Origin of the sequence: Crossiella cryophila (genome assembly GCF_014204915.1) — a bacterium.
In the GTDB taxonomy this organism is placed as follows: Bacteria; Actinomycetota; Actinomycetes; order Mycobacteriales; family Pseudonocardiaceae; genus Crossiella; species Crossiella cryophila.
Map to the genome: position 1 here is coordinate 1,144,430 of NZ_JACHMH010000001.1, position 21,520 is coordinate 1,165,949.

The window sequence follows — 21,520 nt, forward strand, 5'->3', positions numbered from 1 at the left end:
GGACCGTCGGCACTTTCCAGGCGAGGAGCTGTGCAGTGTCTGATCGTTGGGTCGCGGTGCTGGCCGGTGGGCTGTCCCACGAGCGGGAGGTCTCGCTGCGGTCGGGCCGCAGGCTCTCCGCCGCGCTGCGCGAGACCGGGCTGACCGTGGAGGAGTGGGACGCCGACGGCGCCCTGCTGGAGCGGCTGCGGCAGCACCGGCCCGATGCCGCGGTGGTGGCGCTGCACGGCGGCGAGGGCGAGAACGGCGCGGTGCAGTCGGTGCTGGAGATGCTCGGCGTGCCCTATGTCGGCACCGACCCGAGGGCCTGCCGGCGCGCCTGGGACAAGCCGACCGCCAAGGGCGAGCTGGCCAGGGCCGGGCTGAGCACGCCGGACTGGGTGGTGCTGCCGCACAGCACGTTCCGGGTGCTCGGCGCGCAGGCGGTGCTGGACGCGCTGGTCGACCGGCTCGGCCTGCCGCTGATGCTCAAGCCGGACCAGGGCGGCTCCGCGCTGGGCGCGACCGTGGTCCGGGACGCCGCGGACCTGCCTGCCGCGATGGTGGACTGCCTGGCCTACGGGGACACCGTGCTCGCGGAGACCTACGTTGCGGGCGTTGAGGTGGCCGTGGCGGTCGTGGACACCGCCGAGGGGCCCCTGGCCCTGCCGGCGGTGGAGATCCAGCCGGAGAACGGCGTGTACGACTACTCGGCCCGGTACACCGCGGGACTCACCACGTTCCACGCCCCGGCCCGGCTCTCGCCGGAGACCCAGCGGGCGGTGGGGGAGCTGGCGGTGGCCGCGCACCAGTTGCTCGGCCTCCGCGACATCTCCCGGACCGACGCGATCGTGACGCCGGATGGCACGCCGCACTTCCTGGAAGTGAATGTCTCGCCGGGTCTCACCGAGACCTCGCTGCTGCCGATGGCGGTGGAGGCCGCCGGGCGCTCGCTCGGTGAGGTGTTCGGCACCCTGGTCGAGCGAGCGCTCGCCCGCAGCTGATTTGCGTTTCCATCCGAAAACGTCACCGTGACATAAGTCGGCAATACCCTGGCTAGTCGCTCTGCTGTGACCGTTTTGCCCCGTTATGTCCCATCAGCTCCACGATCCGCTCAAGATCGTCCACGGAGCCGAATTCGAGCACGATCCGGCCCTTGCGGCGGCCGAGTTCGACCTTGACCCGGGTGTCGAAGGCGTCCGACAGTTTTTCCGCCAGGTCCTGCAGACCGGGGGCCTGGATCGGCTTGCGCGCGGCGGGCTTGGCCTTGGCGGGCAGCTCGCTCTTGGCGAGCACCACGGCCTCCTCGGTCGCCCGGACCGACAGCCCCTCAGCAATGATCTTGGCGGCCAGGTCCTCCTGACGGCCAGGGTCGTCCAGGCCGAGCAGCGCGCGGGCGTGTCCGGCGGAGAGCACGCCGGCGGCGACCCGGCGCTGCACGGGGAGGGGCAGCTTCAGCAGCCGGATGGTGTTGGTGATCACCGGGCGGCTGCGGCCGATCCGGCCGGCCAGCTCCTCGTGGGTGACCTCGAACTCCTCCAGCAGCTGCTGGTAGGCGGCCGCCTCTTCCAACGGGTTGAGCTGCACCCGGTGGATGTTCTCCAGCAACGCGTCCCGCAGCATCGCCTCGTCGGCGGTCTGCCGGACGATGGCCGGGATCCGGTCCAGCCCCGCCAGCTGCGTCGCCCGCAGGCGCCGCTCACCCATGACGAGTTCGTACTGACCCTTGCCCAGCTCCCGCACCACGACCGGCTGCATGAGCCCGAACTCGCGGATCGAGTGCTCCAGCTCGGACAGCGCGTCCTCGTCGAAGACGTGCCGGGGCTGCTTCGGGTTCGGCTTGATCGCCGCGGTCGGCACCTCGCGGTAGACCGCACCGGCCACCGAGGTCTCCGGCTCCACCTCACCCTTGGTCCGGGCGGCCACCGCGGTGGCGGTGGGGGAGGAGGCACCCGCCGCACCGGGCGGCGGGCCACTGGGGATCAGTGCGGCGAGACCTCGACCGAGCCCGCCCTTTCGTTCTGTCATGTGGTTCCCATCTCGGCGCCGCGTACGGCGAGTTCCTTGGCTGCGTCGAGGTAGCTCATCGCGCCCCGCGAACCCGGGTCGTAGGTGATGATCGTCTGCCCGAAGCCGGGCGCCTCGGACACCTTCACGCTACGAGGGATCACGGTCTTGAGGACGCGTTCCTGGAAGTGGTTGCGCACCTCAGTGGTCACCTGGTCGGCCAGCTTGGTGCGGCCGTCGTACATGGTGAGCAGGATGGTGGAGACGTCCAGGTCCGGGTTCAGGTGCTGCTGCACCAGCTCGATGTTGCCGAGCAGCTGGCTCAGTCCCTCCAGCGCGTAGTACTCGCACTGGATCGGGATGAGCACCTCCTGCGCCGCCACCATCGCGTTCAGCGTGAGCAGACCGAGCGAGGGCGGGCAGTCGATGAAGACGTAGTCGGGCTGCAGGGAGTCCAGCGCCTCGGGGGAGAGGGCCTCCTTGAGCCGGGACTCCCTGGCGGCCATCGAGACCAGCTCGATCTCGGCGCCGGCCAGGTCGATGGTCGCCGGGACACAGACCAGGTTGTCCGTCTGGTTGCTCGGCGCGGCCGCGTCGGCGAGCGAGATCTCGCCGATCAGCACCTCATAGATGGAGGGGGTGCCGGACCGGTGCTCGACACCCAGGGCGGTGCTCGCGTTGCCCTGCGGGTCGAGGTCGATCACCAGGACCTTGAGGTGGTGCAGGGCGAGCGCGGCGGCCAGGTTCACCGTGCTGGTGGTCTTACCGACGCCGCCCTTCTGGTTGGCCACGGTGAGCACGCGGCGACGGGCCGGGCGGGGCAACTGCAGGGCGTCGGGGTGCAGCACGCGGGTAGCGCGCTCGGCTTCCTCGGCAATGGGGGTCCACACGGGGCTCTCCTCGGGCGCGTGGGGTGTCACCGAATCCGGTGCGAGTGTTTCACGTGGAACGTGGGCCGTTTCGCGCTCCGAATGTGAAAACTGGGGCGACTCCGGCCTCATCCCCGATCCTTCCTTCTCCGACGCTTCCCGTCACGCCCTGGAGCGCGATCGACCACAACTACCGTCGTCGGCACCTCAAGAACCCCTTCCCCGCACACCACAATCCGACCGTTCACGCCCCCAACCGCCGCCACCGCCTGCGCGTCCCGCTCCAACTCCTCCGCCGCACTCGACCCCTTGAGCGCCAGCAGTTGCCCTTCGGGCCGAACCAACGGCAGACACCACCCGGCCAGCTTCGCCAACGGCGCGACGGCGCGTGCAGTCACTACATCGGCACCAGCGAGCTGTTCCCGAACGGCCTTCTCCTCAGCACGTCCCCGAACCACCTCGACGTCGAGGTCCAGTTCCTCGACGACCTCAGTCAGCCAGGCGACCCGGCGAGCCATCGGCTCCAGCAGGGTGATGGAGACGTCGGGCCGAGCGATCGCCATCGGCAGTCCGGGGAGTCCGGCCCCAGAGCCGACGTCGACCACGGACACCGAAGGCGGCAGCAGATCGGCCACCACGGCCGAGTTGAGCATGTGCCGATCCCAGACCCGCTCAACCTCACGGGGCCCGATCAGCCCACGCTCCACGCCGTGCTCGATGAGCAGATCGGCGAACCGCACCGCCAGGTCGAACCGATCCCCGAACACCCGCGCCGCCAACTCCGGCACCGGCACCGTTTCACGTGAAACCACGCCCACTCCCCATCCCTCCAGTCGCCGTTTCACGTGAAACGACCACCAAAACCCAGACGCCCAATAAGACCACGAACCAAGACTCACCCCCGCCCCACCCGGCCGCCACTCACCCCCAGTTCCCCACAACCCACCCCCACCACACCCGCGCTTCCCGCCCGCGCTTCCCGCCCGCGCTTCCCGCCCGCGCTTCCCGCCCGCGCTTCCCGCCCGCGCTTCCCGCCCGCGCTTCCCGCCCGCGCTTCCCGCCCGCGCTTCCCGCCCGCGCTTCCCGCCCGCGCTTCCCGCCCGCGCTTCCCGCCCGCGCTTCCCGCCCGCGCTTCCCGCCCGCGCTTCCCGCCCGCGCTTCCCGCCCGCGCTTCCCGCCCGCGCTTCCCGCCCGCGCTTCCCGCCCGCGCTTCCCGCCCGCGCTTCCCGCCCGCGCTTCCCGCCCGCGCTTCCCGCCCGCGCTTCCCGCCCGCGCTTCCCGCCCGCGCTTCCCGCCCGCGCTTCCCGCCCGCGCTTCCCGCCCGCGCGCAAGCGCTGCGGGCGGGCACCGGGCACCGACCTCTCCTCGGCCTCTCACTCCAGCCGAGCCCGGACCCGCCACCCGGGTCCGTCCAACCGCCGATCTCCCCGCCCATCTCTCCGGCCGCCCCACCCCAAAACAAAACGCCCGGCCGGGGAAGCCCCGGCCGGGCGTTCTGCGTGTTCTTGGTCAGCTAGTCGGGAAGACCACCACGCGGCGGTGCGGCTCCTCGCCCTCGCTCTCGCTGTGCACCCCGGTGACGGCGGCGACCGCGTCGTGCACGACCTTCCGCTCGAACGGGGTCATGGTGCGCAGGCGGATCGGCTTGGTCGTCTCCAGCACCTTCTCCGCCGTGGACTTGCCCAGCTCGCTCAGCTCGGCGCGGCGGTCGGCGCGCCACTGCGCCACGTCGAGCATCAGGCGGCTGCGGCTGCCGGTGGACTGCTGGACCGCGAGGCGGGTCAGCTCCTGGAGGGATTCCAGGACCTCACCGCGGCGACCGACGAGCTTCTCCAGGTCCTCGCCGCCGTCGATGCTCACGATCGCGCGGCCAGCTTCGACGTCCAGGTCGATGTCGCCGTCGTAGTCGAGCAGGTCGAGCAGCTTTTCCAGGTAGTCGCCCGCGACGTCGCCTTCGCGCACCAGCAGGCTCTCGTCGTTGCCGGCGTCCGGAGTAGCGGCGTCCGCTTCCTGTTCGGTCGCCTGCAAGGTCTCCGACACGGTGTCTCCTTCCATATTGCAGTCGCCTCAGCGGCGCTTGCGGGTCTGCTTCTTGCCCGTCGACCGGCTCTGGATGATCCCGGGGACCTCACCGGGCTTGGGGGCGGCGGAGTCCGTGGACTTGGCCGCGTCCGAACCGTTGCGCGGGGCAGTGCTCTTCTCCGACCCGGTCGAGGCGGAGGTGTCCTTGTTCTTGTCGGCCGAGGAGGTGGCAGGCGGGGCGGTGTTGGCCGGGCGCTTGCGCACCGGCTTCTGGCCGGGCTGCGGCTTCAGGCCGGGCTTGGGGCCGATGTTCTGCCGCTTCTCGATGGCGGCGGCCTTCTTCTCGTCTTCCTCGCGGTCGATGCGGTGGTACACCACGTACTGCTGACCGAGGGTCCAGGTGTTGTTGCTCAGCCAGTAGAGCAGCATCGCGACCGGGAAGAACGGGCCACCGACGAGCACCGCGAGCGGGAACAAGTACAGCATCAGCTTGTTCATCATCGCCGACTGCGGGTTGGCCGCCGCGGTCGCCGACTGGCGGGCCACCGAGTGCCGCGCGGTCAGGTGGGTCAGCGCCGAGGCCAGCACCATGAGCGGGATGGCCAGCAGCAGCAGGGCGGTGCGGTCGGTGCCGATGGTGGCCAGGTCCGCGCCGCTCATCCGGATCGCGGCGGACAGGTTCACGCCGAACAGCTTCGAGGCGAGGAAGGAGCTGACCTCGGGCTGGCCGAAGATGTAGTTGCTCGTGGCACCGGGCTTGAAGCCCTGGAGCACGTTGAGCAGACCAAGGAACACCGGCATCTGGACCAGCATCGGGAGGCAGCCGCCCAGCGGGTTGAACCCGCCCTCGGCCTGGAGCTTCTGCATCTCCTGGGCCATGCGCTGCTTGTCGTTGCCGTACTTCTCGCGAAGCTTGGCGAGCTGGGGCTGGAACTCCGCCATCTTGCGCATCGAGCGCACCTGCTTGACGAACGGCTTGAACAGCAGCCCGCGCAGGGTGAACACGAGGAGCATCACCGACAGGGCCCAGTTCACCCCGCTGGTCTCCGGGATGACATAGCTGAGCACCTTGTGCCAGAACCACATGATGGCTGACACGGGGTAGTTGATGAAGTCGAGCACGAACTACTCCTCAGCGGATTTGCACGAAGCCCGCTCCGAAGCACGGTCGCGGGGCGGCGGAACGGGGTCCAGGCCTCCAGGGTGCCAGGGTCCGCAGCGCAACAGCCTGCGCACGGTGAGCCACGACCCGCGGAAGGCGCCGTGTGTGGTCAGCGCCTCCACCGCGTAGGTGCTGCAGCTCGGGTAGAAGCGGCACGTCGGGGGAAGGGCGGGGGAGATGAACCGGCGGTAGAACCGGATCGGCCACAACAACACGGTGGCCACCGGTCCGGCACGCCCGGCGCTCACGCCGCACCACCGTGGACGGGCAGACCGAGCTTGCGGAAGGCCGAGTCGAGATCGCCACCGAGCTGGTCGCTGGTGGCCTCGGCCGAGGCGGGCAGGGCGCGCACCACGAGTGCGCTGCCCGGCGGGAACCGGTCGAGCCGGTCCCGCATCAGGTGCCGGAGCCGGCGGGAGACCCGGTGCCGGACGACTGAATTGCCCACGGCCTTACTCACGACGAAACCCACCCGCGGCGAGCAGGACTCGCCAGGGGTGGGCGGGTTCGACAGTTGCGCGTGCACCACCAACCGGGGTCGCCCAACGCGGCGGCCCCGGCGTACCACCAGGCCGAAGTCCTGGCTACGGGTGAGCCGGGCAGCCGCGGGGAGCACGGCGGCGGGTGTCTCAGGCGGACAGCTCGTCGCGGCCCTTGCGGCGGCGAGCAGCCAGGATGGCGCGACCGGCACGGGTGCGCATCCGCAGCCGGAAGCCGTGGGTCTTCGCGCGACGACGGTTGTTGGGCTGGAAGGTGCGCTTGCTCACGGTCGGTTCTCCCGGTACATGGGTGTAGCAGGTCTAGGGTTGTCTCCGTCGCGTTCGTCAAGATCAGACGACCATGACAGGCACGGCAAACGCACCCGTCGGTACGCGGGAGACCGTTCGAGGGTACTTATCACCCGCCGTCATCTCAAATCCGCCCCCCGTTCCACCACCACGGGCAAGCCTGCCGCCCACTCCAGTGCAGTCGCCATCCGGGTCTTGTGGGCGGTGTCCAGTGTTGTTAGGTTGCCCCTTCCGCGGTTACAGGGGGGTCCATGTGCGGCCCGTCCTGCCTTCGTGCACAGTTGTGGACAACTCTGTGGACATCTCACGTTTGGTGTCCGCGCGGCACTGACACGAGGGGAGGGGAGCGGAGCAAGTGTCCGACACCCACGCCGAGCTGGGACTCGTATGGGAGCGTGTGGTGCAGGAGTTGTCCTCCGGCACCCTGTCTCCTCAGCAGCGAGCCTGGATGCGGGTGACCCGCCCGATCGGCCTGCTCGACGGAACGGCCCTGCTGGCCGCCCCGAGCGATTTTGCCAAGGACGCCATCGAACGCGCGTTGCGCGAACCGATCACCGCCGCGCTCTCCCGCCACCTCGGCCGGGACGTCTCGCTCGCGGTGAAGGTGGACAACGCGCCGTTGAGCCCCGCCCCGCCCAAACCGGTGGCCCCGCCGCCGGTCAGCCCACCAACGCACTCGGGCCCGTCGCTGGAACAGCCGACGATGCCCGCGATCCCGCTGCCGCTGGCCCCGCTGCCCAACGGGATGGCCACCTCGCCGATCTCCGGTCCAGGGTTGTCGCAGCTCGGCGCACTGCCCAACGGCCTGGCCGAGGGCGGGGACACCGAGGACGAGGTGGACGAGGAGCGCGAAGCCCTCGCCGCGGTGCACGAGATATGGCCCAAGTACTCCGGTAATTCGGCCGGTCAGCCCGCTCGCTCGCCGAGCAACCCGCAGACCAGGCTGAATGAGAAGTACACCTTCGACACCTTCGTCATCGGCGCCTCCAACCGATTCGCGCACGCCGCGGCGGTGGCCGTGGCCGAGGCGCCGGCCAGGGCGTACAACCCACTGTTCATCTGGGGCGAGTCCGGTCTGGGCAAGACCCACCTGTTGCACGCGGTCGGGCACTACGCCCAGCGGCTCTTCCAGGGCATGCGGGTGCGGTACGTCTCGACCGAGGAGTTCACCAACGACTTCATCAACTCACTGCGTGATGACCGCAAGGTCGCCTTCCAGCGCCGCTACCGGGACGTCGACGTGCTCCTGGTCGACGACATCCAGTTCCTGGAGGGCAAGGAAGGCACGCAGGAGGAGTTCTTCCACACCTTCAACACCCTGCACAACGCGAACAAGCAGATCGTGGTGTCCTCGGACCGGCCGCCCAAGCGGCTGGAGACCCTGGAGGACCGGCTGCGCACGCGGTTCGAGTGGGGCCTGATCACCGACATCCAGCCGCCCGAGCTGGAGACCCGGATCGCGATCCTGCGCAAGAAGGCCGCCCAGGACCGGCTGGCCGCGCCCGCCGAGGTGCTGGAGTTCATCGCGGCCCGGATCGAGCGCAACATCCGCGAGCTGGAGGGCGCGCTGATCAGGGTCACCGCGTTCGCCTCGCTGAACCGGCAGCCGGTGGACGTGCCGCTGGCCGAGATCGTGCTGCGCGACCTGATCCCGGACTCGCAGGCGCCGGAGATCACCGCGCCCACGATCATGGCGGTCACCGCGGAGTACTTCACGGTGAGCATCGACGACCTGTGCGGCCCCGGTAAGACCAAGGCGCTGGCCCAGGCCAGGCAGATCGCCATGTACCTGTGCCGCGAGCTGACCGACCTGTCCCTGCCGAAGATCGGGCAGACCTTCGGCGGCCGCGACCACACCACGGTCATGTACGCGGACAAGAAGATCCGCAAGGAGATGGCCGAGCGCCGCCGTATCTACGACCAGGTCCAGGAGCTGACCTCGCGGATCAAGCAGCGGGCCCGCGCCTGACCCCCAGCACGCCGTAGACGCCCGTCGGAGAGTCCCTCCGGCGGGCGTCTTCTCTTGTGTGCCCCGCCCCCGTGGCCGATGACTCCTGGGATGCCCGGGTATGGCTGCCGCACGCCGATGTTTCTGACTCGGCGATGCCCCGCCGCGCGCCCCACAAGCTGAGAAAAGTCGGGCGACCCGGGGCAGGACACCGGTCGGCCCCGCACTGAGGTGCGGAACTTTTCTGACGGTGTGGAGCGCCCGATCGGACCAACTCTGGAGAAAGTTTCGGCGAGTTGTCCCCCATCCAGGGAGACCCGGACCACGCTCGGCCTGTGTAGAGGCTGGGTATGAACGCACCCACAGCTGGGGACAACCTTGTGGACAGCTCGGAGATCTTGTGGATGCTCTTTGCCAACAGCTGAGTTGTCCACGGGCACCCCCGGTTTCTCACCAGTTGCCCACAGCCGTAGTCCACACCCTCAGAAACCACTTGAGCTGCGCAGACTCACCTTGTCCACACAACTCACAGCCCTTACTACTACTGCTGTCTTGATCTTTCGAAGAAGTAAAAATCAAAAGATGAACAAGCGGCGCGAAGTTGGGGATGGACGGCTCACGGTCGAGGGCGGGCCGAGATGACGAGCAGGCCCGGAAGCCTCTACGGTGGAGCCACTTCGCTCGGACCTCGATGCGTCGCTGCGCCAACCCCGGGCCGTCGTGGCCCACGACCGACGGCGAACGACCAGCCCAGCCCGAGCCCATGACGGTCGCGTCGAATTTCCGAAAGGACCTGCCATGAAGATCCGCGTCGAGCGGGACGGCCTTGCCGACGCCGTCGCCTGGGTCGCCCGCAGCCTGCCCTCCCGGCCTCCGGTGCCGGTGCTCGGTGGAGTGCTGCTGGACGCGGGCGGAGCCGACGGCGACAACGGGGAGACGTTGACCGTCTCCGGTTTCGACTACGAGGTCTCGGCCCAGATCGGCGTGCCGGCCACCATCTCCGCGGCCGGTCGCACCCTGGTCTCCGGCAAGCTGCTGGCCGACATCACCAGGGCGCTGCCCAACCACCCGGTGGAGATCGCGGTGGACGGCGCCCGGGTGACGATCACCTGTGGCAGCGCCAAGTTCAGCCTGCCCACCATGCCGGTGGAGGACTACCCGCAGCTGCCTGCCATGCCGCAGCTCGCCGGGCACCTGCCCTCGGACAGCTTCGGCCCGGCCGTCGCCCAGGTCGCCATCGCGGCAGGCAAGGACGACACGCTGCCGATGCTCACCGGTGTGCGGATGGAGATCGAGGACGAGAAGGTCACCCTGGTGGCCACCGACCGCTTCCGGCTCGCCCTGCGCGAGTTCACCTGGGAGCCCAGCGGCGAGGTCGGCTCGACCGCGCTGCTCGTCCCGGCCAAGACCCTCGCCGACGCGGCCAAGACCCTCGGCGGCTCCGGCTCCAAGATCGAACTCTCCCTCGGCGACAGTGACGGCCTGCTCGGCCTGTCAGGTTCCGGGCGGCGCACCACCACCCGGCTGCTCGACGCCGAGTTCCCCAAGTACCGCCAGCTGCTGCCCAGCGAGCACGCCGCGGCCGCGATCATCGACGTGGCCCCGCTGGTCGAGGCGATCAAGCGGGTCTCCCTGGTCGCCGAGCGCGGCACCCAGGTCCGGCTGGAGTTCTCCGAGTCCTCGCTCCGGCTCTCCGCCGGTGGCGATGACGAGGGCAGCGCGGAGGAGGAGCTGCCAGTCGAGCTGACCGGTGACGGGCTGACCATCGCGTTCAACCCCGGCTACCTGCTCGACGGCCTCGGCGCGATGCACACCAGCCGGGCGCAGCTGACCTTCACCACGCCCAGCCGCCCCGCGCTGATCAAGCCGGTGGACGCCGAGGGCGAGGTCGAGCCCGGCTACATCTACCTGCTGATGCCCGTCCGGCTGCCCGGCTGAGTCCTCCCCACCCCGAACGCTTCGTAGTCAGGAAAGGTCGTAACTGTGGTGCAGCTCGGACTCGTCGGCCTGGGCAAGATGGGCTTCAACATGCGCGAGCGACTGCGCCGCGCCGGCCACGAGGTGATCGGGTACGACCGCAACCAGGAGGTCAGCGACAGCGAGTCGCTGGCCGACCTGGTGTCGCGGCTGGCCGCTCCCCGGATCGTGTGGATCATGGTTCCGGCCGGTGCGCCCACCCAGGCCACCGTGGAGGAGCTGAACGACCTGCTGGCCGAGGGTGACCTGATCATCGAGGGCGGCAACTCCCGGTTCACCGACGACCAGAAGCACGCCGCGCTGCTGGAGAAGAACGGCATCGGCTACCTGGACTGCGGTGTCTCCGGCGGGGTGTGGGGGCTGGAGAACGGCTACGGCCTGATGGTCGGCGGCGACCAGGCCTTCGTCGAGCGGGCCATGCCGATCTTCGACTCGCTCCGGCCGGAGGGTCCGCGCGAGGAGGGCTTCGCGCACGCGGGCAAGGTCGGTGCGGGCCACTTCGCCAAGATGGTGCACAACGGCATCGAGTACGGCCTGATGCAGGCCTACGCCGAGGGCTTCGAGCTGCTGGACGCCTCCACCGTGGTCGAGGACGCGCCCGCGGTGATCAAGGCTTGGCAGCGCGGCACCGTTGTCCGCTCCTGGCTGCTGGACCTGCTGGTCAGGGCGCTGGACTCGGATCCGGAGCTGGATGACCTGCGGGGCTATGTGGAGGACTCCGGCGAGGGCCGGTGGACCGTCGAGGAGGCGATCAACCACGCGGTGCCCGCGCCGGTGATCTCCGCCGCGTTGTTCGCCAGGTTCGCCTCGCGGCAGGAGGACTCGCCCGCCATGCGCGCGGTGGCCGCGCTGCGGAACCAGTTCGGCGGCCACGCGGTACAGCAGGTCAAGTAAGTCGTTGTACGTCCGAGCGCTCCAGGTCGCCGACTTCCGCTCCTGGGAGTCCGCCGACCTGGTCTTCGAACCCGGTCCGAGCGTGCTGGTCGGCCAGAACGGCCAGGGCAAGACCAACCTGGTCGAGGCGATCGGCTACGTGGCCACCCTGTCCTCGCACCGGGTGGCCACCGACGCGCCACTGGTCCGCCTTGGCGCGCCGCGGTCGGTGGTGCGCACCGCGGTGGTGCACCACGGGCGGGAGCTGCTGGTCGAGCTGGAGATCACCCCCGGCAAGGCGAACCGGGCCCGGATCAACCGGGCGCCGGTGCCAAGGCCGAGGGAGGTGCTCGGCATCCTGCGCACCGTGCTGTTCGCGCCGGAGGACCTGGCACTGGTCCGGGGCGATCCCGGCGAGCGGCGGCGGTACCTGGACGACCTGCTGGTGCTGCGCGCGCCGCGGTTCGCCGGAGTGCGCGCGGATTATGAACGAGTGCTCAAGCAGCGCGGCGCCCTGCTGAAAACCGCTGGTGCGGCGCGCCGGGCGGGCAAGAGCGGGGATATTCGCACCCTGGACGTGTGGGACGGGCACCTGGCCCGGCACGGCGCGGTGCTGCTGGCCGCGCGGCTGGACCTGGTCGCCGCACTGCAGCCGCTGGTGTCCGCGGCCTACGCCGGGGTGGCCCCGGAGTCGCGACCCGCCGAGGTGAAGTACCGCAGTTGCCTGGGTGCGACCCTGCCGGCGGGATACGGTGTGGCGGGCGGTCCGCCTGCGGACATCGCGACCTTGGAAGCGGTGCTGCTGGAGGAGGTCGCCAAGGTGCGGACCCAGGAGATCGACCGCGGGGTCAGTCTCATCGGGCCGCACCGGGACGAGCTGGAGCTGATCCTGGGCAGCACGCCCGCCAAGGGATATGCCAGCCACGGCGAGTCCTGGTCCTTCGCGCTCGCCTTGCGCCTGGCGGCCTTCGAGCTGCTGCGTGCGGAGGACGTCGAACCGGTGCTGATCCTCGACGACGTGTTCGCCGAGCTGGACCGGCGGCGACGGCAGCGGCTGGCCGAGGTCGCCGCCGCCGCGGAGCAGGTACTGGTCACCGCCGCGGTGGCCGAGGACGTGCCCACCGAGCTGGCTGGCGCCCGCTACGAGGTGGGTGAAGGGAAGGTCCAGCGTGTCCGGTGACAAGAGGTCAACCGGGTGTGACGCGTCGCACTCCTGGGGACAACCCTGTGGATAATGTGGATAACTCCGTCACGCGTGGGGGTCTGCCACCACCTGACCCGGGGATCGATCGACCCTCTGTCACCTCTCCAGGTGGATTCAACGCGGAGGGTGAACACGGTCTGCGAGGGGTCGACCTGGCCAAGATGGCCCTGGCCGAGGCCCGCGCCGCGAACAAGGTCAAACGGGACGCGGCCAAGGCCGCCCAGGCCCCGCGAGCCGGTGGCGCCAATGCGCAACGCCGCCGCCGGTGGTCCGGGCCCGGGGTGGACAACCGGGACCCGCAGCCGCTGGGCGCGCTGGCCGCCCGGATCGCCAGCGACCGCGGCTGGAGCGACAAGCTCTCCGGCGGCACCGTCTTCGGCAGCTGGGCCAAGCTGGTCGGCGCCGAGGTCGCCGAGCACGCCACCCCGATCGCGCTCAAGGACGGCGAGCTGACCGTGCAGGCCAGCTCCACCGCCTGGGCCACCCAGCTCAAACTGCTGCAGCGTCAGCTGCTCAGTCAGATCCGCGCCGGGGTGGGCAAAGACGTGGTCAAACGCCTGCGGGTGCAGGGACCGGCCGCGCCGAGCTGGCGCTACGGGCCCCGGCACGTGTCCGGTCGCGGCCCGCGCGACACCTATGGGTGACATGGCGCGGCTGGTTTTCGCACAGAACCCTTGACAGCGATTCTCCGCGCTCCGGACCCGAACAAGTTGTTCTTCGGTCCTCTGCGACCGTCTCAGGGGTGTCCTAGGGTCATTCCTGTCCGGGTGGCCCGGTAGGATTGACGAGGTTGTGCTCCGCACCCAAGCGCACGCCGTCAAGCTGAGGAGACAGTGGCCTGTGGCTGCCAATACGAACAACGAGTACAGCGCGTCGTCCATCACCGTGCTCGAAGGCCTTGAGGCCGTCCGCAAGCGTCCCGGCATGTACATCGGCTCCACCGGTGAGCGTGGCCTGCACCACCTCGTGTGGGAGGTCGTGGACAACGCGGTGGACGAGGCGATGGCCGGGCACGCCACCAAGGTGGAGGTCGTGCTGCTCGCCGACGGCGGCGTGCGGGTGGTCGACGACGGCCGTGGCATCCCGGTCGATGAGCACCCGGTGGAGAAGCGCCCCGCGGTCGAGGTCGTGCTGACCACCCTGCACGCGGGCGGCAAGTTCGGCGGCGACTCCTACGCGGTCTCCGGCGGTCTGCACGGCGTTGGCGTGTCCGTGGTGAACGCGCTGGCCACCCGGCTGGACGTGGAGATCAGCCGGGACGGTTTCGTCTGGACCCAGCGGTATGAGAAGTCCGCGCCGGCACACCCGCTGGTCAAGGGCGAGCCCACCGACAAGACCGGCACGATCATCACCTACTGGGCCGACCCGGACATCTTCGAGACCACCACCTACAGCGCGGAGACGGTCTCCCGCCGGCTCCAGGAGATGGCCTTCCTCAACAAGGGCCTGATCATCACGCTGCGGGACGAGCGGGTCAGCGAGGCCGACGAGGTCGCCGACGCCGACGGGGTCAAGGCCGCCATCAAGGAGCGGACCTTCTGCTACCCGGGTGGCCTCGAGGACTTCGTCACGCACATCAACGCCACCCGCGAGTCGGTGCACAAGAAGATCATCTCCTTCGGCGCCAAGGCGGAGGGCCTCGAGGTCGAGGTCGCGATGCAGTGGAACACCGGCTACTCCGAGTCGGTCTTCACCTTCGCCAACACGATCAACACGCACGAGGGCGGCACCCACGAGGAGGGCTTCCGCGCCGCGCTGACCCGCGTGATCAACGAGTACGCGCGGGAGAAGAAGCTGCTCAAGGAGAAGGACCCGAACCTCTCCGGCGAGGACGTGCGCGAGGGTCTTGCCGCGATCGTCTCGATCAAGCTCAAGGAGCCCCAGTTCGAGGGGCAGACCAAGACCAAGCTGGGCAACACCGAGGCCAAGTCGTTCGTGCAGAAGACCTGCAACGAGCACCTGCCCGACTGGTTCGACGCCAACCCGGCCGACGCCAAGATCATCATCAGCAAGGCCATCTCCTCCTCGCAGGCGCGCGCGGCCGCGCGCAAGGCGCGCGAGCTGGTCCGGCGCAAGAGCGCGCTGGAGATCGGCGGCCTGCCGGGCAAGCTCAAGGACTGCCGCTCCAACAACCCGGAGGAGTGCGAGCTCTACATCGTCGAGGGCGACTCGGCGGGTGGCTCGGCCAAGGAAGGCCGGGAGTCGCGCTTCCAGGCGATCCTGCCGATCCGGGGCAAGATCATCAACGTGGAGAAGGCCCGCATCGACAAGGTGTTGAAGAACACCGAGGTGCAGAGCCTGATCACCGCGCTGGGCACCGGCATCCACGACGAGTTCGACCTGGCCCGGCTGCGCTACCACAAGGTGGTGCTGATGGCCGACGCCGACGTGGACGGCCAGCACATCACCACGCTGCTGCTCACGCTGTTGTTCCGGTTCATGCGGCCGCTGATCGAGCACGGGCACGTCTACCTCGCCCAGCCGCCGCTCTACAAGATCAAGTGGCCGCGGATCGAGCCCGAGTTCGCCTACTCCGACCGCGAGCGCGACGGCCTGATCCAGGCCGGCGTCGAGGCCGGGCGCAAGCTGCCCAAGGACGACGCGATCCAGCGGTACAAGGGTCTCGGCGAGATGAACGCCGACGAGCTGTGGGACACCACCATGGATCCGGCCCACCGGGTGCTGCGCCAGGTCACCCTGGACGACGCGGCCACCGCCGACGAACTCTTCAGCGTGCTGATGGGCGAGGACGTCGAGTCCCGGCGTGCATTCATCACCCGCAACGCCAAGGACGTTCGCTTCCTCGATGTCTGATCTCGGCGAGCACAACCACAACTGCCCGCCGTTTAGAAGGGATTTCTGGTCGTGACCGACACCCTGCCGCCGACGGGCGACCGCGTCGAACCGGTCGATCTCCAGCAGGAGATGCAGCGTTCCTACGTCGACTACGCGATGAGCGTGATCGTCGGCCGGGCGCTGCCCGACGTGCGCGACGGCCTCAAGCCGGTGCACCGCCGGGTGCTCTACTCGATGTTCGACACCGGCCTGCGCCCCGACCGCAGCTACGTCAAGTGCTCGCGCGTGGTCGGCGACGTCATGGGCAACTACCACCCGCACGGTGACACCTCGATCTACGACGCGCTGGTCCGCCTGGCCCAGCCGTGGTCGATGCGCAACCCGCTGGTGGACGGCCAGGGCAACTTCGGCTCGGCAGGCAACGACCCGGCCGCGGCCATGCGGTACACCGAGGCCCGGCTGACCCACCTGGCCATGCAGATGCTGGCCGACATCGAAGAAGACACCGTCGACTTCGCCGACAACTACGACGGCAAGACCAAGGAACCCCGGGTTCTCCCGGCCCGCATCCCCAACCTGCTGGTCAACGGCAGCCAGGGGATCGCGGTGGGCATGGCCACCAACATCCCCACGCACAACCTGCGCGAGGTGGCCGAGGGCGTGGTCTGGGCGCTGGAGAACTTCGAGGCCAGCGACGAGGAAACGCTGGCCGCGATGATGATGCGGATCAAGGGCCCGGACTTCCCGACCAAGGGCCTGATCCTGGGCACCCAGGGCATCGAGGACGCCTACCGCACCGGCCGCGGCTCGGTCCGGATGCGCTCGGTGGTCGAGGTCGAGGAGGACGCCAAGGGGCGCACCATCCTCGTGGTGACCGAGCTGCCGTACCAGGTCAACCCGGACAACCTGGTGGAGAACATCGCCACCCTGGTCCGGGACGGCAAGCTCACCGGGATCGCCGACATCGCGGACGAGTCCAACAGCCGCAGCGGCATGCGGATCGTGATCGCGCTCAAGCGGGACGCCGTGGCCAAGGTGGTGCTGAACAACCTCTACAAGCACACCCAGCTGCAGACCTCCTTCGGCGTCAACATGCTGGCCCTGGTCGACGGCGTGCCGCGCACGCTGCGGCTGGACCAGATGATCCGGTACTACGTCAAACACCAGATCGAGGTCATCGTCCGCCGGACCAAGTACCGGCTGCGCAAGGCCGAGGAACGCGCGCACATCCTGCGCGGACTGGTCAAGGCGCTGGACATGCTCGACCAGGTGATCGCGCTGATCCGCTCCTCGGCGACGGTGGACATCGCCCGCACCGGGCTGATCGAGCTGCTCGACGTGGACGAGATCCAGGCCAACGCGATCCTGGAGATGCAGCTCCGCCGCCTGGCCGCGCTGGAACGGCAGAAGATCGTCGACGAACTCGGCGAGATCGAGGTCACCATCGCCGACCTCGAGGACATCCTGGCCAACCCGGAGCGGCAGCGGCAGATCATCCGCGACGAGCTGATGGCCATCGTGGAGAAGTACGGCGACGACCGGCGCACCCGGATCATCCCCTTCGACGGCGACATGTCCCTCGAGGACCTGATCGCGGTCGAGGACGTGGTGGTCACGATCACCCGCACCGGCTACGCCAAGCGCACCAAGACCGACCTGTACCGGGCGCAGAAGCGTGGCGGCAAGGGCGTGCAGGGCGCGGCGCTCAAGCAGGACGACATCGTGGCGCACTTCTTCGTCTGCTCCACCCACGACTGGATCCTGTTCTTCACCAACCAGGGCCGGGTCTACCGGGCCAAGGCCTTCGAGCTGCCAGAGGCCAACCGCAACGCGCGCGGCCAGCACGTGGCCAACCTGCTGGCCTTCCAGCCGGACGAGCACATCGCCCAGGCGATCCAGATCAAGGACTACCAGGTCGCGCCGTACCTGGTGCTGGCCACCAAGAACGGTCTGGTCAAGAAGAGCAAGCTGGCCGACTTCGACTCCAACCGCAGCGGTGGCCTGATCGGCATCAACCTGCGCGAGGACGACGAGCTGGTCGGCGCGGTGCTCTGCTCGGCAGAGCAGGACCTGCTGCTGGTCTCCGCGGGCGGTCAGTCCATCCGCTTCCACGCCACCGACGAGGCGCTGCGGCCGATGGGCCGGGCCACCTCCGGCGTGCTGGGCATGCGGTTCAACTCCGGTGACGAGCTGCTGGCCATGGCCGTGGTGGAGGAGGACCGGTTCGTGCTGGTCGCCACCGACGGCGGCTATGCCAAGCGGACTCCGATCGAGGACTACCCGGTGCAGGGCCGCGGCGGCAAGGGCGTGCTGACCATCCAGCACGACTCCCGGCGCGGGCGCCTGGTCGGCGCACTCGTGGTAGAGCTGGAGGACGAGATCTTCGCCATCACCTCAACGGGTGGTGTGATCCGGACCACGGCGGCCGAGATCCGCAAGGCAGGCAGGCAGACCAAGGGCGTGCGGCTGATGAACCTCGGCGAGGGCACAACGCTGCTGGCGGTGGCCCGGAGTGCCGAGCAGGAAGCCGAGCCGGAGAATGGTCTTGAGTCGGAGGACGGCTCGGTGCCGGAGACCGGCGCCGAGGCGGAAATCGACTCCGCCAACGAGAACGACACCGAGCAGAGCAACGAATAGTCGCCTGAACGCGTCTCTTCGACGGACACCACCGTCGGTTAGGACTGCTGATGACTTCACCGAACCAACCGGACACCCCCGGGCAGCAGGCGAACAAGCCTGCTGACGAGGCAACCGTGATCACCGATCCGAAGCAACCGGACGGTGCCGCGGGCGCGTCGGGGAACACCGGCGAGCCCGCGCCCGCGGCACCGCCGGCCGAGGAGTTCGCGCAGGCATCGGCCGCTCCGCCGCCGTGGCAACGGGTGACCGTGACCAACCAGCAGAGCGCACCGCCCGCTCCCGAGCCCGTCAAGGAGAGTTCGATCGACCAGCCGACGGCCGCGTTCCGGCCGGCGGCTCCGGTCGAGCACTCCCCGCCGCCGCAGCCCGATCTCGACGCACCCACGGTGTTCGGGACCGCGGCGGGCGTGCACCAGCCCGACAACGGGCTGGGCGCGCTGGGCCGGGAAACGGTCAACTTCTCCGCAGCGGCGACCACGCCGCGACCCGCGGTGGCCGCACCCAGCGCCCGCCGCACCGGCAGGGGCCCGCGCCGGGCCGCCCTGCAGGTGAAGCGGGTCGATCCGTGGTCGGTGCTCAAGCTCGCGCTGGTGCTCTCGGTCGCCCTGTTCTTCGTGTGGCTGGTCGCGGTCGGTGTGCTGTACGGCGTACTCCAGGGCATGGGCGTCTGGGACTCGCTGAACAACACCTACAAGGACCTGGTGACCAACGCGGACGGCGGCGCTGAGCCGTTGATCAGCGCGGGCAGGGTGTTCGGCGTCGCCGCGGTCGTGGGCGTCGTCAACATCGTGCTGTTCACCGCGCTGGCCACGGTCAGCGCCTTCGTCTACAACGTCTCGGCCGACCTGGCCGGCGGCGTGGAGGTCACCCTCTCCGAACGCGAGTAGAACTGCCGGGAGGGGTGCCCCCCGATTTGGGTCGGCGGCACCCCTTCCGGTAGTGTTCATCTCGCAACGGGGGCCTATAGCTCAGTTGGTTAGAGCGCTTCACTGATAATGAAGAGGTCGGAGGTTCAAATCCTCCTAGGCCCACTGCCCGCTGCTCCTCAGGGGGGCACCCGTATCGGGCACCAACCGCGTGCCGCTTTGGGAGGCGAACGTACGTGAAGAAGCTTCTGGCACTTGCCGCTGTTGCTGGCGTCGTGCTCTTCTTTGTCAAGCGCAACCGTTCTGCGAAGGCTGAGGCGGACCTGTGGCGTGAAGCCACTGCTCCGACCGAGGGCTGAGTCGAACGAACCGAGGGACTAGGCGTGGCCGTCCAGGTACCGGCGGCCTCGCCAACTGTCCTGCGGGGACGTAGCTCAATTGGCAGAGCACTGCCTTTGCAAGGCAGGGGTTAGGGGTTCGATTCCCCTCGTCTCCACGACCGATCGGGGTCGCCCTGCTGACGCGGCGGCCCTGCTCTGGAAATCGTTTGCATTGTTTGGCGGCATCCCCTGTGGGTGTCGCCTTCTTTGTTTCCGTGGGTGTTTCTTCCTCACTCGTCGGTGTGCAACCTGGTGGGTGAATCTCGCGTCTGGGAGTCGTCAGGGATTGACGATCTTCACAGGGGTGCATACCGATGTCTGTTCTCCGCCGGTTGGCGGTAGTTGTCACGTCGTTGTTCGCGGTGGTGGCGGTGATCACACCGGCCGTCGCGGTGGCCGCCGTGGCGGCGCCGCCAGGGGTCAAGTTCCGGGCGGGCTCGCACGACGGGTTCGACCGGGTGGTCTTCGAGTTCGTGGGTGCCAAGGCGCCGGGGTCGGTGCTCTTCCAGCAGCTGGACGGGGAGCGGCCGTACTGGGGGCAGAGCGACCTGCGGGTCACCGAGCTGTGGGGCAACCGGTTCCTCAAGCTCGCGCTGCCCTCGCCGGAAGGGGCCGAACCGTACGTCGAGGTGATCGGCAAGCGGGTGGTCAACTACCCGTTGCCGCTGGTGCGCGGCGCGGTGGTGAACGACGCCGGGCACGGCGGCAGCATGGAGGTCTCGATCGGCCTTGAGCGGGACGCCGGCTACACGGTCAAGCACCAGGGACACCTGGTGATCATCGACTTCAAGCGCTGACGTGGCGGCGCGAGTGGCTCTAGGGTGGGCCGCGTTATGAGACGACCACTGCTGCTCGTGCTGCCCGCGCTCGCGGTGCTCTCCGCCTGCGGGGGCGCCCCGGCGGACTCGACCCCGCCGACCAGCTCCGGGGCCCCGGCCCAGGAGCCCACCTCGGCGGCGCCGGCCAAACCACCGCCGGTGCCGGAGCCGTCCGCGGACGGCCCGTGCCCGTACCTGGACAAGGAGGAGGTGCGGGCGGCCAACGGCCAGGGGGTCGGCAAGGTCCGGATCTCCGAGGGCAAGCCGAACCCGGCCTGCTTCTTCTACCGCGCCGACAACAAGTCGGTGCAGGCCATGGTGTGGATCTACAGCGGATCCGCCGAGGTGGCCAAACTGCTCGTCGACACCCAGGTGCCGGTGGCCGGTTCGTCACCGGCCGACCTGCCCGGTGGGTGGAAGGGCGGGTCGAAGAAGACCGACACCGGCGCGGTGTTCGCGGTGGCCAAGGGCGAGTACGCGATCGTGGTCACCACGAACCAGGACCGCACCATCGCGGCCAAGCGGATCGCCACCGTCACGGCGGGCAATCTGAAGCTGTGAACAACGGTGGGGCCGGGCGAGACTCGCCCGGCCCCACCGGTTCAGCTCACTTCTGGTGCGCGGTCGCCGGCCGGTGCCCGTTGTCGGAGGGGCTGCCTGCCGGGCGCTCCTCGCGCTTGTCCTCGGTCTCCTCGACCACCGGCTTGACCTCCTGCGGCCGCCTGGCCAGCAGCACCGCGGCCACCGCGCCAGCCGCGCCGAGCAGCAGCACGGCGAAGGGCCACTTCCGGCGCTTCGGCTTCGGGTCCAACCGGTCGGCCAGCCGCTTCTTGGCCTTGCGGCCGCGACGGCCCAGGTCCTTCCGCGCCTGCTTGGTGGCCTTGGCCAGCTCCTTGCGTGCCCGGCGACCGCGGTTGCCGATCTCCTGGCTGAACTCCTCGGCGGTGTCCGCGACGTTCTGGGCCAGCTGGTGCGGGGTGAGTCCACGCTTGGCCAGCTTCTTCTCCGCTCGCCTGCTCGCTCGCCTGGTGGCCTTGAGCCCGTCGGCACCGGCTCGTTCAGCGCGCTTGCGCACCACGTGGATACCGGTGCCCAGTGCGCGCCCGACCTGCTCACCGGCTCTGGCCAGGGTCCGTACCTCGTCCATGCCTGCCTCCCGAGCGTGACGAATGCCTCGTCAACGCGTTACCC

Annotated in this window: 21 protein-coding genes and 2 tRNA genes; 14 read left to right on the plus strand and 9 right to left on the minus strand. The window is 69.4% G+C overall.

The window, feature by feature from the left end; genetic code table 11:
- Nucleotides 1-35: 35 nt before the first annotated feature.
- The gene (locus HNR67_RS05430; RefSeq protein WP_185001013.1) at nt 36-983 is read left to right on the plus strand and encodes a D-alanine--D-alanine ligase family protein; all 948 of its coding nucleotides are present in this window, start codon (nt 36-38) and stop codon (nt 981-983) included.
- Between the two features lie 52 nt (nt 984-1,035).
- Here the strand turns inward: HNR67_RS05430 and HNR67_RS05435 are convergent, their stop codons facing one another.
- The 8 genes from HNR67_RS05435 to rpmH all read right to left on the minus strand — a co-directional run bounded on the left by HNR67_RS05435 (nt 1,036) and on the right by rpmH (nt 6,806).
- Complete coding sequence (locus HNR67_RS05435; protein WP_185001014.1) at nt 1,036-2,007, minus strand: ParB/RepB/Spo0J family partition protein; 972 nt, start codon at nt 2,005-2,007, stop codon at nt 1,036-1,038.
- Entirely contained in the window at nt 2,004-2,987 is a 984-nt protein-coding gene (locus HNR67_RS05440; protein ID WP_185001015.1) for a ParA family protein, read from the minus strand. The genes HNR67_RS05435 and HNR67_RS05440 overlap by 4 nt, the downstream gene beginning before the upstream one ends.
- Nucleotides 2,984-3,673, minus strand: coding sequence for a 16S rRNA (guanine(527)-N(7))-methyltransferase RsmG (gene rsmG, locus HNR67_RS05445; protein ID WP_407645111.1), 690 nt, complete (start codon nt 3,671-3,673; stop codon nt 2,984-2,986). The genes HNR67_RS05440 and rsmG overlap by 4 nt, the downstream gene beginning before the upstream one ends.
- Nucleotides 3,674-4,364: 691 nt before the next feature.
- Nucleotides 4,365-4,895 carry a Jag family protein gene (locus tag HNR67_RS05450; protein ID WP_247765885.1) on the minus strand — a complete coding sequence of 177 codons (531 nt, stop codon included), beginning with the start codon at nt 4,893-4,895 and terminating at the stop codon, nt 4,365-4,367.
- Between the two features lie 27 nt (nt 4,896-4,922).
- Nucleotides 4,923-5,999, minus strand: a complete 1,077-nt coding sequence (gene yidC / locus HNR67_RS05455; protein WP_185001017.1) for a membrane protein insertase YidC — start codon at nt 5,997-5,999, stop codon at nt 4,923-4,925.
- 3 nt (nt 6,000-6,002) lie between these two features.
- Nucleotides 6,003-6,287 (minus strand): membrane protein insertion efficiency factor YidD, encoded by a 285-nt coding sequence (gene yidD / locus HNR67_RS05460; RefSeq protein WP_185001018.1) that lies wholly within the window; start codon nt 6,285-6,287, stop codon nt 6,003-6,005.
- Nucleotides 6,284-6,655, minus strand: coding sequence for a ribonuclease P protein component (rnpA, locus tag HNR67_RS05465; RefSeq protein WP_185001019.1), 372 nt, complete (start codon nt 6,653-6,655; stop codon nt 6,284-6,286). Before rnpA ends, yidD begins: the two co-directional genes overlap by 4 nt.
- Nucleotides 6,656-6,668: 13 nt before the next feature.
- Nucleotides 6,669-6,806 (minus strand): 50S ribosomal protein L34, encoded by a 138-nt coding sequence (gene rpmH, locus HNR67_RS05470; protein ID WP_088287484.1) that lies wholly within the window; start codon nt 6,804-6,806, stop codon nt 6,669-6,671.
- Between the two features lie 376 nt (nt 6,807-7,182).
- On the opposite strand from rpmH, the gene dnaA reads away from it, so the two are divergent.
- From dnaA to HNR67_RS05530, 13 genes are all read left to right on the plus strand, one after another.
- Complete coding sequence (gene dnaA, locus HNR67_RS05475; protein ID WP_185001020.1) at nt 7,183-8,796, plus strand: chromosomal replication initiator protein DnaA; 1,614 nt, start codon at nt 7,183-7,185, stop codon at nt 8,794-8,796.
- A 777-nt stretch (nt 8,797-9,573) separates the two neighbouring features.
- Nucleotides 9,574-10,713 (plus strand): DNA polymerase III subunit beta, encoded by a 1,140-nt coding sequence (dnaN, locus tag HNR67_RS05480; RefSeq protein ID WP_185001021.1) that lies wholly within the window; start codon nt 9,574-9,576, stop codon nt 10,711-10,713.
- A 45-nt stretch (nt 10,714-10,758) separates the two neighbouring features.
- Complete coding sequence (gene gnd / locus HNR67_RS05485) at nt 10,759-11,646, plus strand: phosphogluconate dehydrogenase (NAD(+)-dependent, decarboxylating) (protein ID WP_185001022.1); 888 nt, start codon at nt 10,759-10,761, stop codon at nt 11,644-11,646.
- 4 nt (nt 11,647-11,650) lie between these two features.
- Nucleotides 11,651-12,805, plus strand: coding sequence for a DNA replication/repair protein RecF (gene recF / locus HNR67_RS05490; RefSeq protein ID WP_185001023.1), 1,155 nt, complete (start codon nt 11,651-11,653; stop codon nt 12,803-12,805).
- A 185-nt stretch (nt 12,806-12,990) separates the two neighbouring features.
- Entirely contained in the window at nt 12,991-13,473 is a 483-nt protein-coding gene (locus HNR67_RS05495; protein ID WP_185001024.1) for a DciA family protein, read from the plus strand.
- Nucleotides 13,474-13,669: 196 nt separating this feature from the next.
- On the plus strand, nt 13,670-15,643 hold the full coding sequence (gene gyrB / locus HNR67_RS05500) for a DNA topoisomerase (ATP-hydrolyzing) subunit B (protein WP_185001025.1): 1,974 nt from the start codon (nt 13,670-13,672) through the stop codon (nt 15,641-15,643).
- 51 nt (nt 15,644-15,694) lie between these two features.
- Nucleotides 15,695-18,262: a DNA gyrase subunit A gene (gene gyrA, locus HNR67_RS05505; RefSeq protein WP_185001026.1), complete on the plus strand. Its 2,568-nt coding sequence runs from the start codon at nt 15,695-15,697 to the stop codon at nt 18,260-18,262.
- A 50-nt stretch (nt 18,263-18,312) separates the two neighbouring features.
- Nucleotides 18,313-19,152 (plus strand): DUF3566 domain-containing protein, encoded by an 840-nt coding sequence (locus tag HNR67_RS05510; protein WP_185001027.1) that lies wholly within the window; start codon nt 18,313-18,315, stop codon nt 19,150-19,152.
- Between the two features lie 70 nt (nt 19,153-19,222).
- A tRNA-Ile gene (locus tag HNR67_RS05515) sits at nt 19,223-19,296 on the plus strand.
- Between the two features lie 71 nt (nt 19,297-19,367).
- Nucleotides 19,368-19,490 carry a DLW-39 family protein gene (locus HNR67_RS43405; protein WP_209707217.1) on the plus strand — a complete coding sequence of 41 codons (123 nt, stop codon included), beginning with the start codon at nt 19,368-19,370 and terminating at the stop codon, nt 19,488-19,490.
- Nucleotides 19,491-19,554: 64 nt separating this feature from the next.
- Nucleotides 19,555-19,627: transfer RNA gene (locus tag HNR67_RS05520), tRNA-Ala, on the plus strand.
- Between the two features lie 198 nt (nt 19,628-19,825).
- Entirely contained in the window at nt 19,826-20,308 is a 483-nt protein-coding gene (locus HNR67_RS05525; protein ID WP_185001028.1) for an AMIN-like domain-containing (lipo)protein, read from the plus strand.
- Between the two features lie 36 nt (nt 20,309-20,344).
- Nucleotides 20,345-20,890, plus strand: a complete 546-nt coding sequence (locus tag HNR67_RS05530; protein WP_185001029.1) for a DUF2020 domain-containing protein — start codon at nt 20,345-20,347, stop codon at nt 20,888-20,890.
- Nucleotides 20,891-20,936: 46 nt separating this feature from the next.
- Here the strand turns inward: HNR67_RS05530 and HNR67_RS05535 are convergent, their stop codons facing one another.
- A complete protein-coding gene (locus HNR67_RS05535; protein WP_185001030.1) occupies nt 20,937-21,476 on the minus strand; it encodes a hypothetical protein in 540 nt (179 codons plus the stop codon).
- Nucleotides 21,477-21,520: the final 44 nt, after the last annotated feature.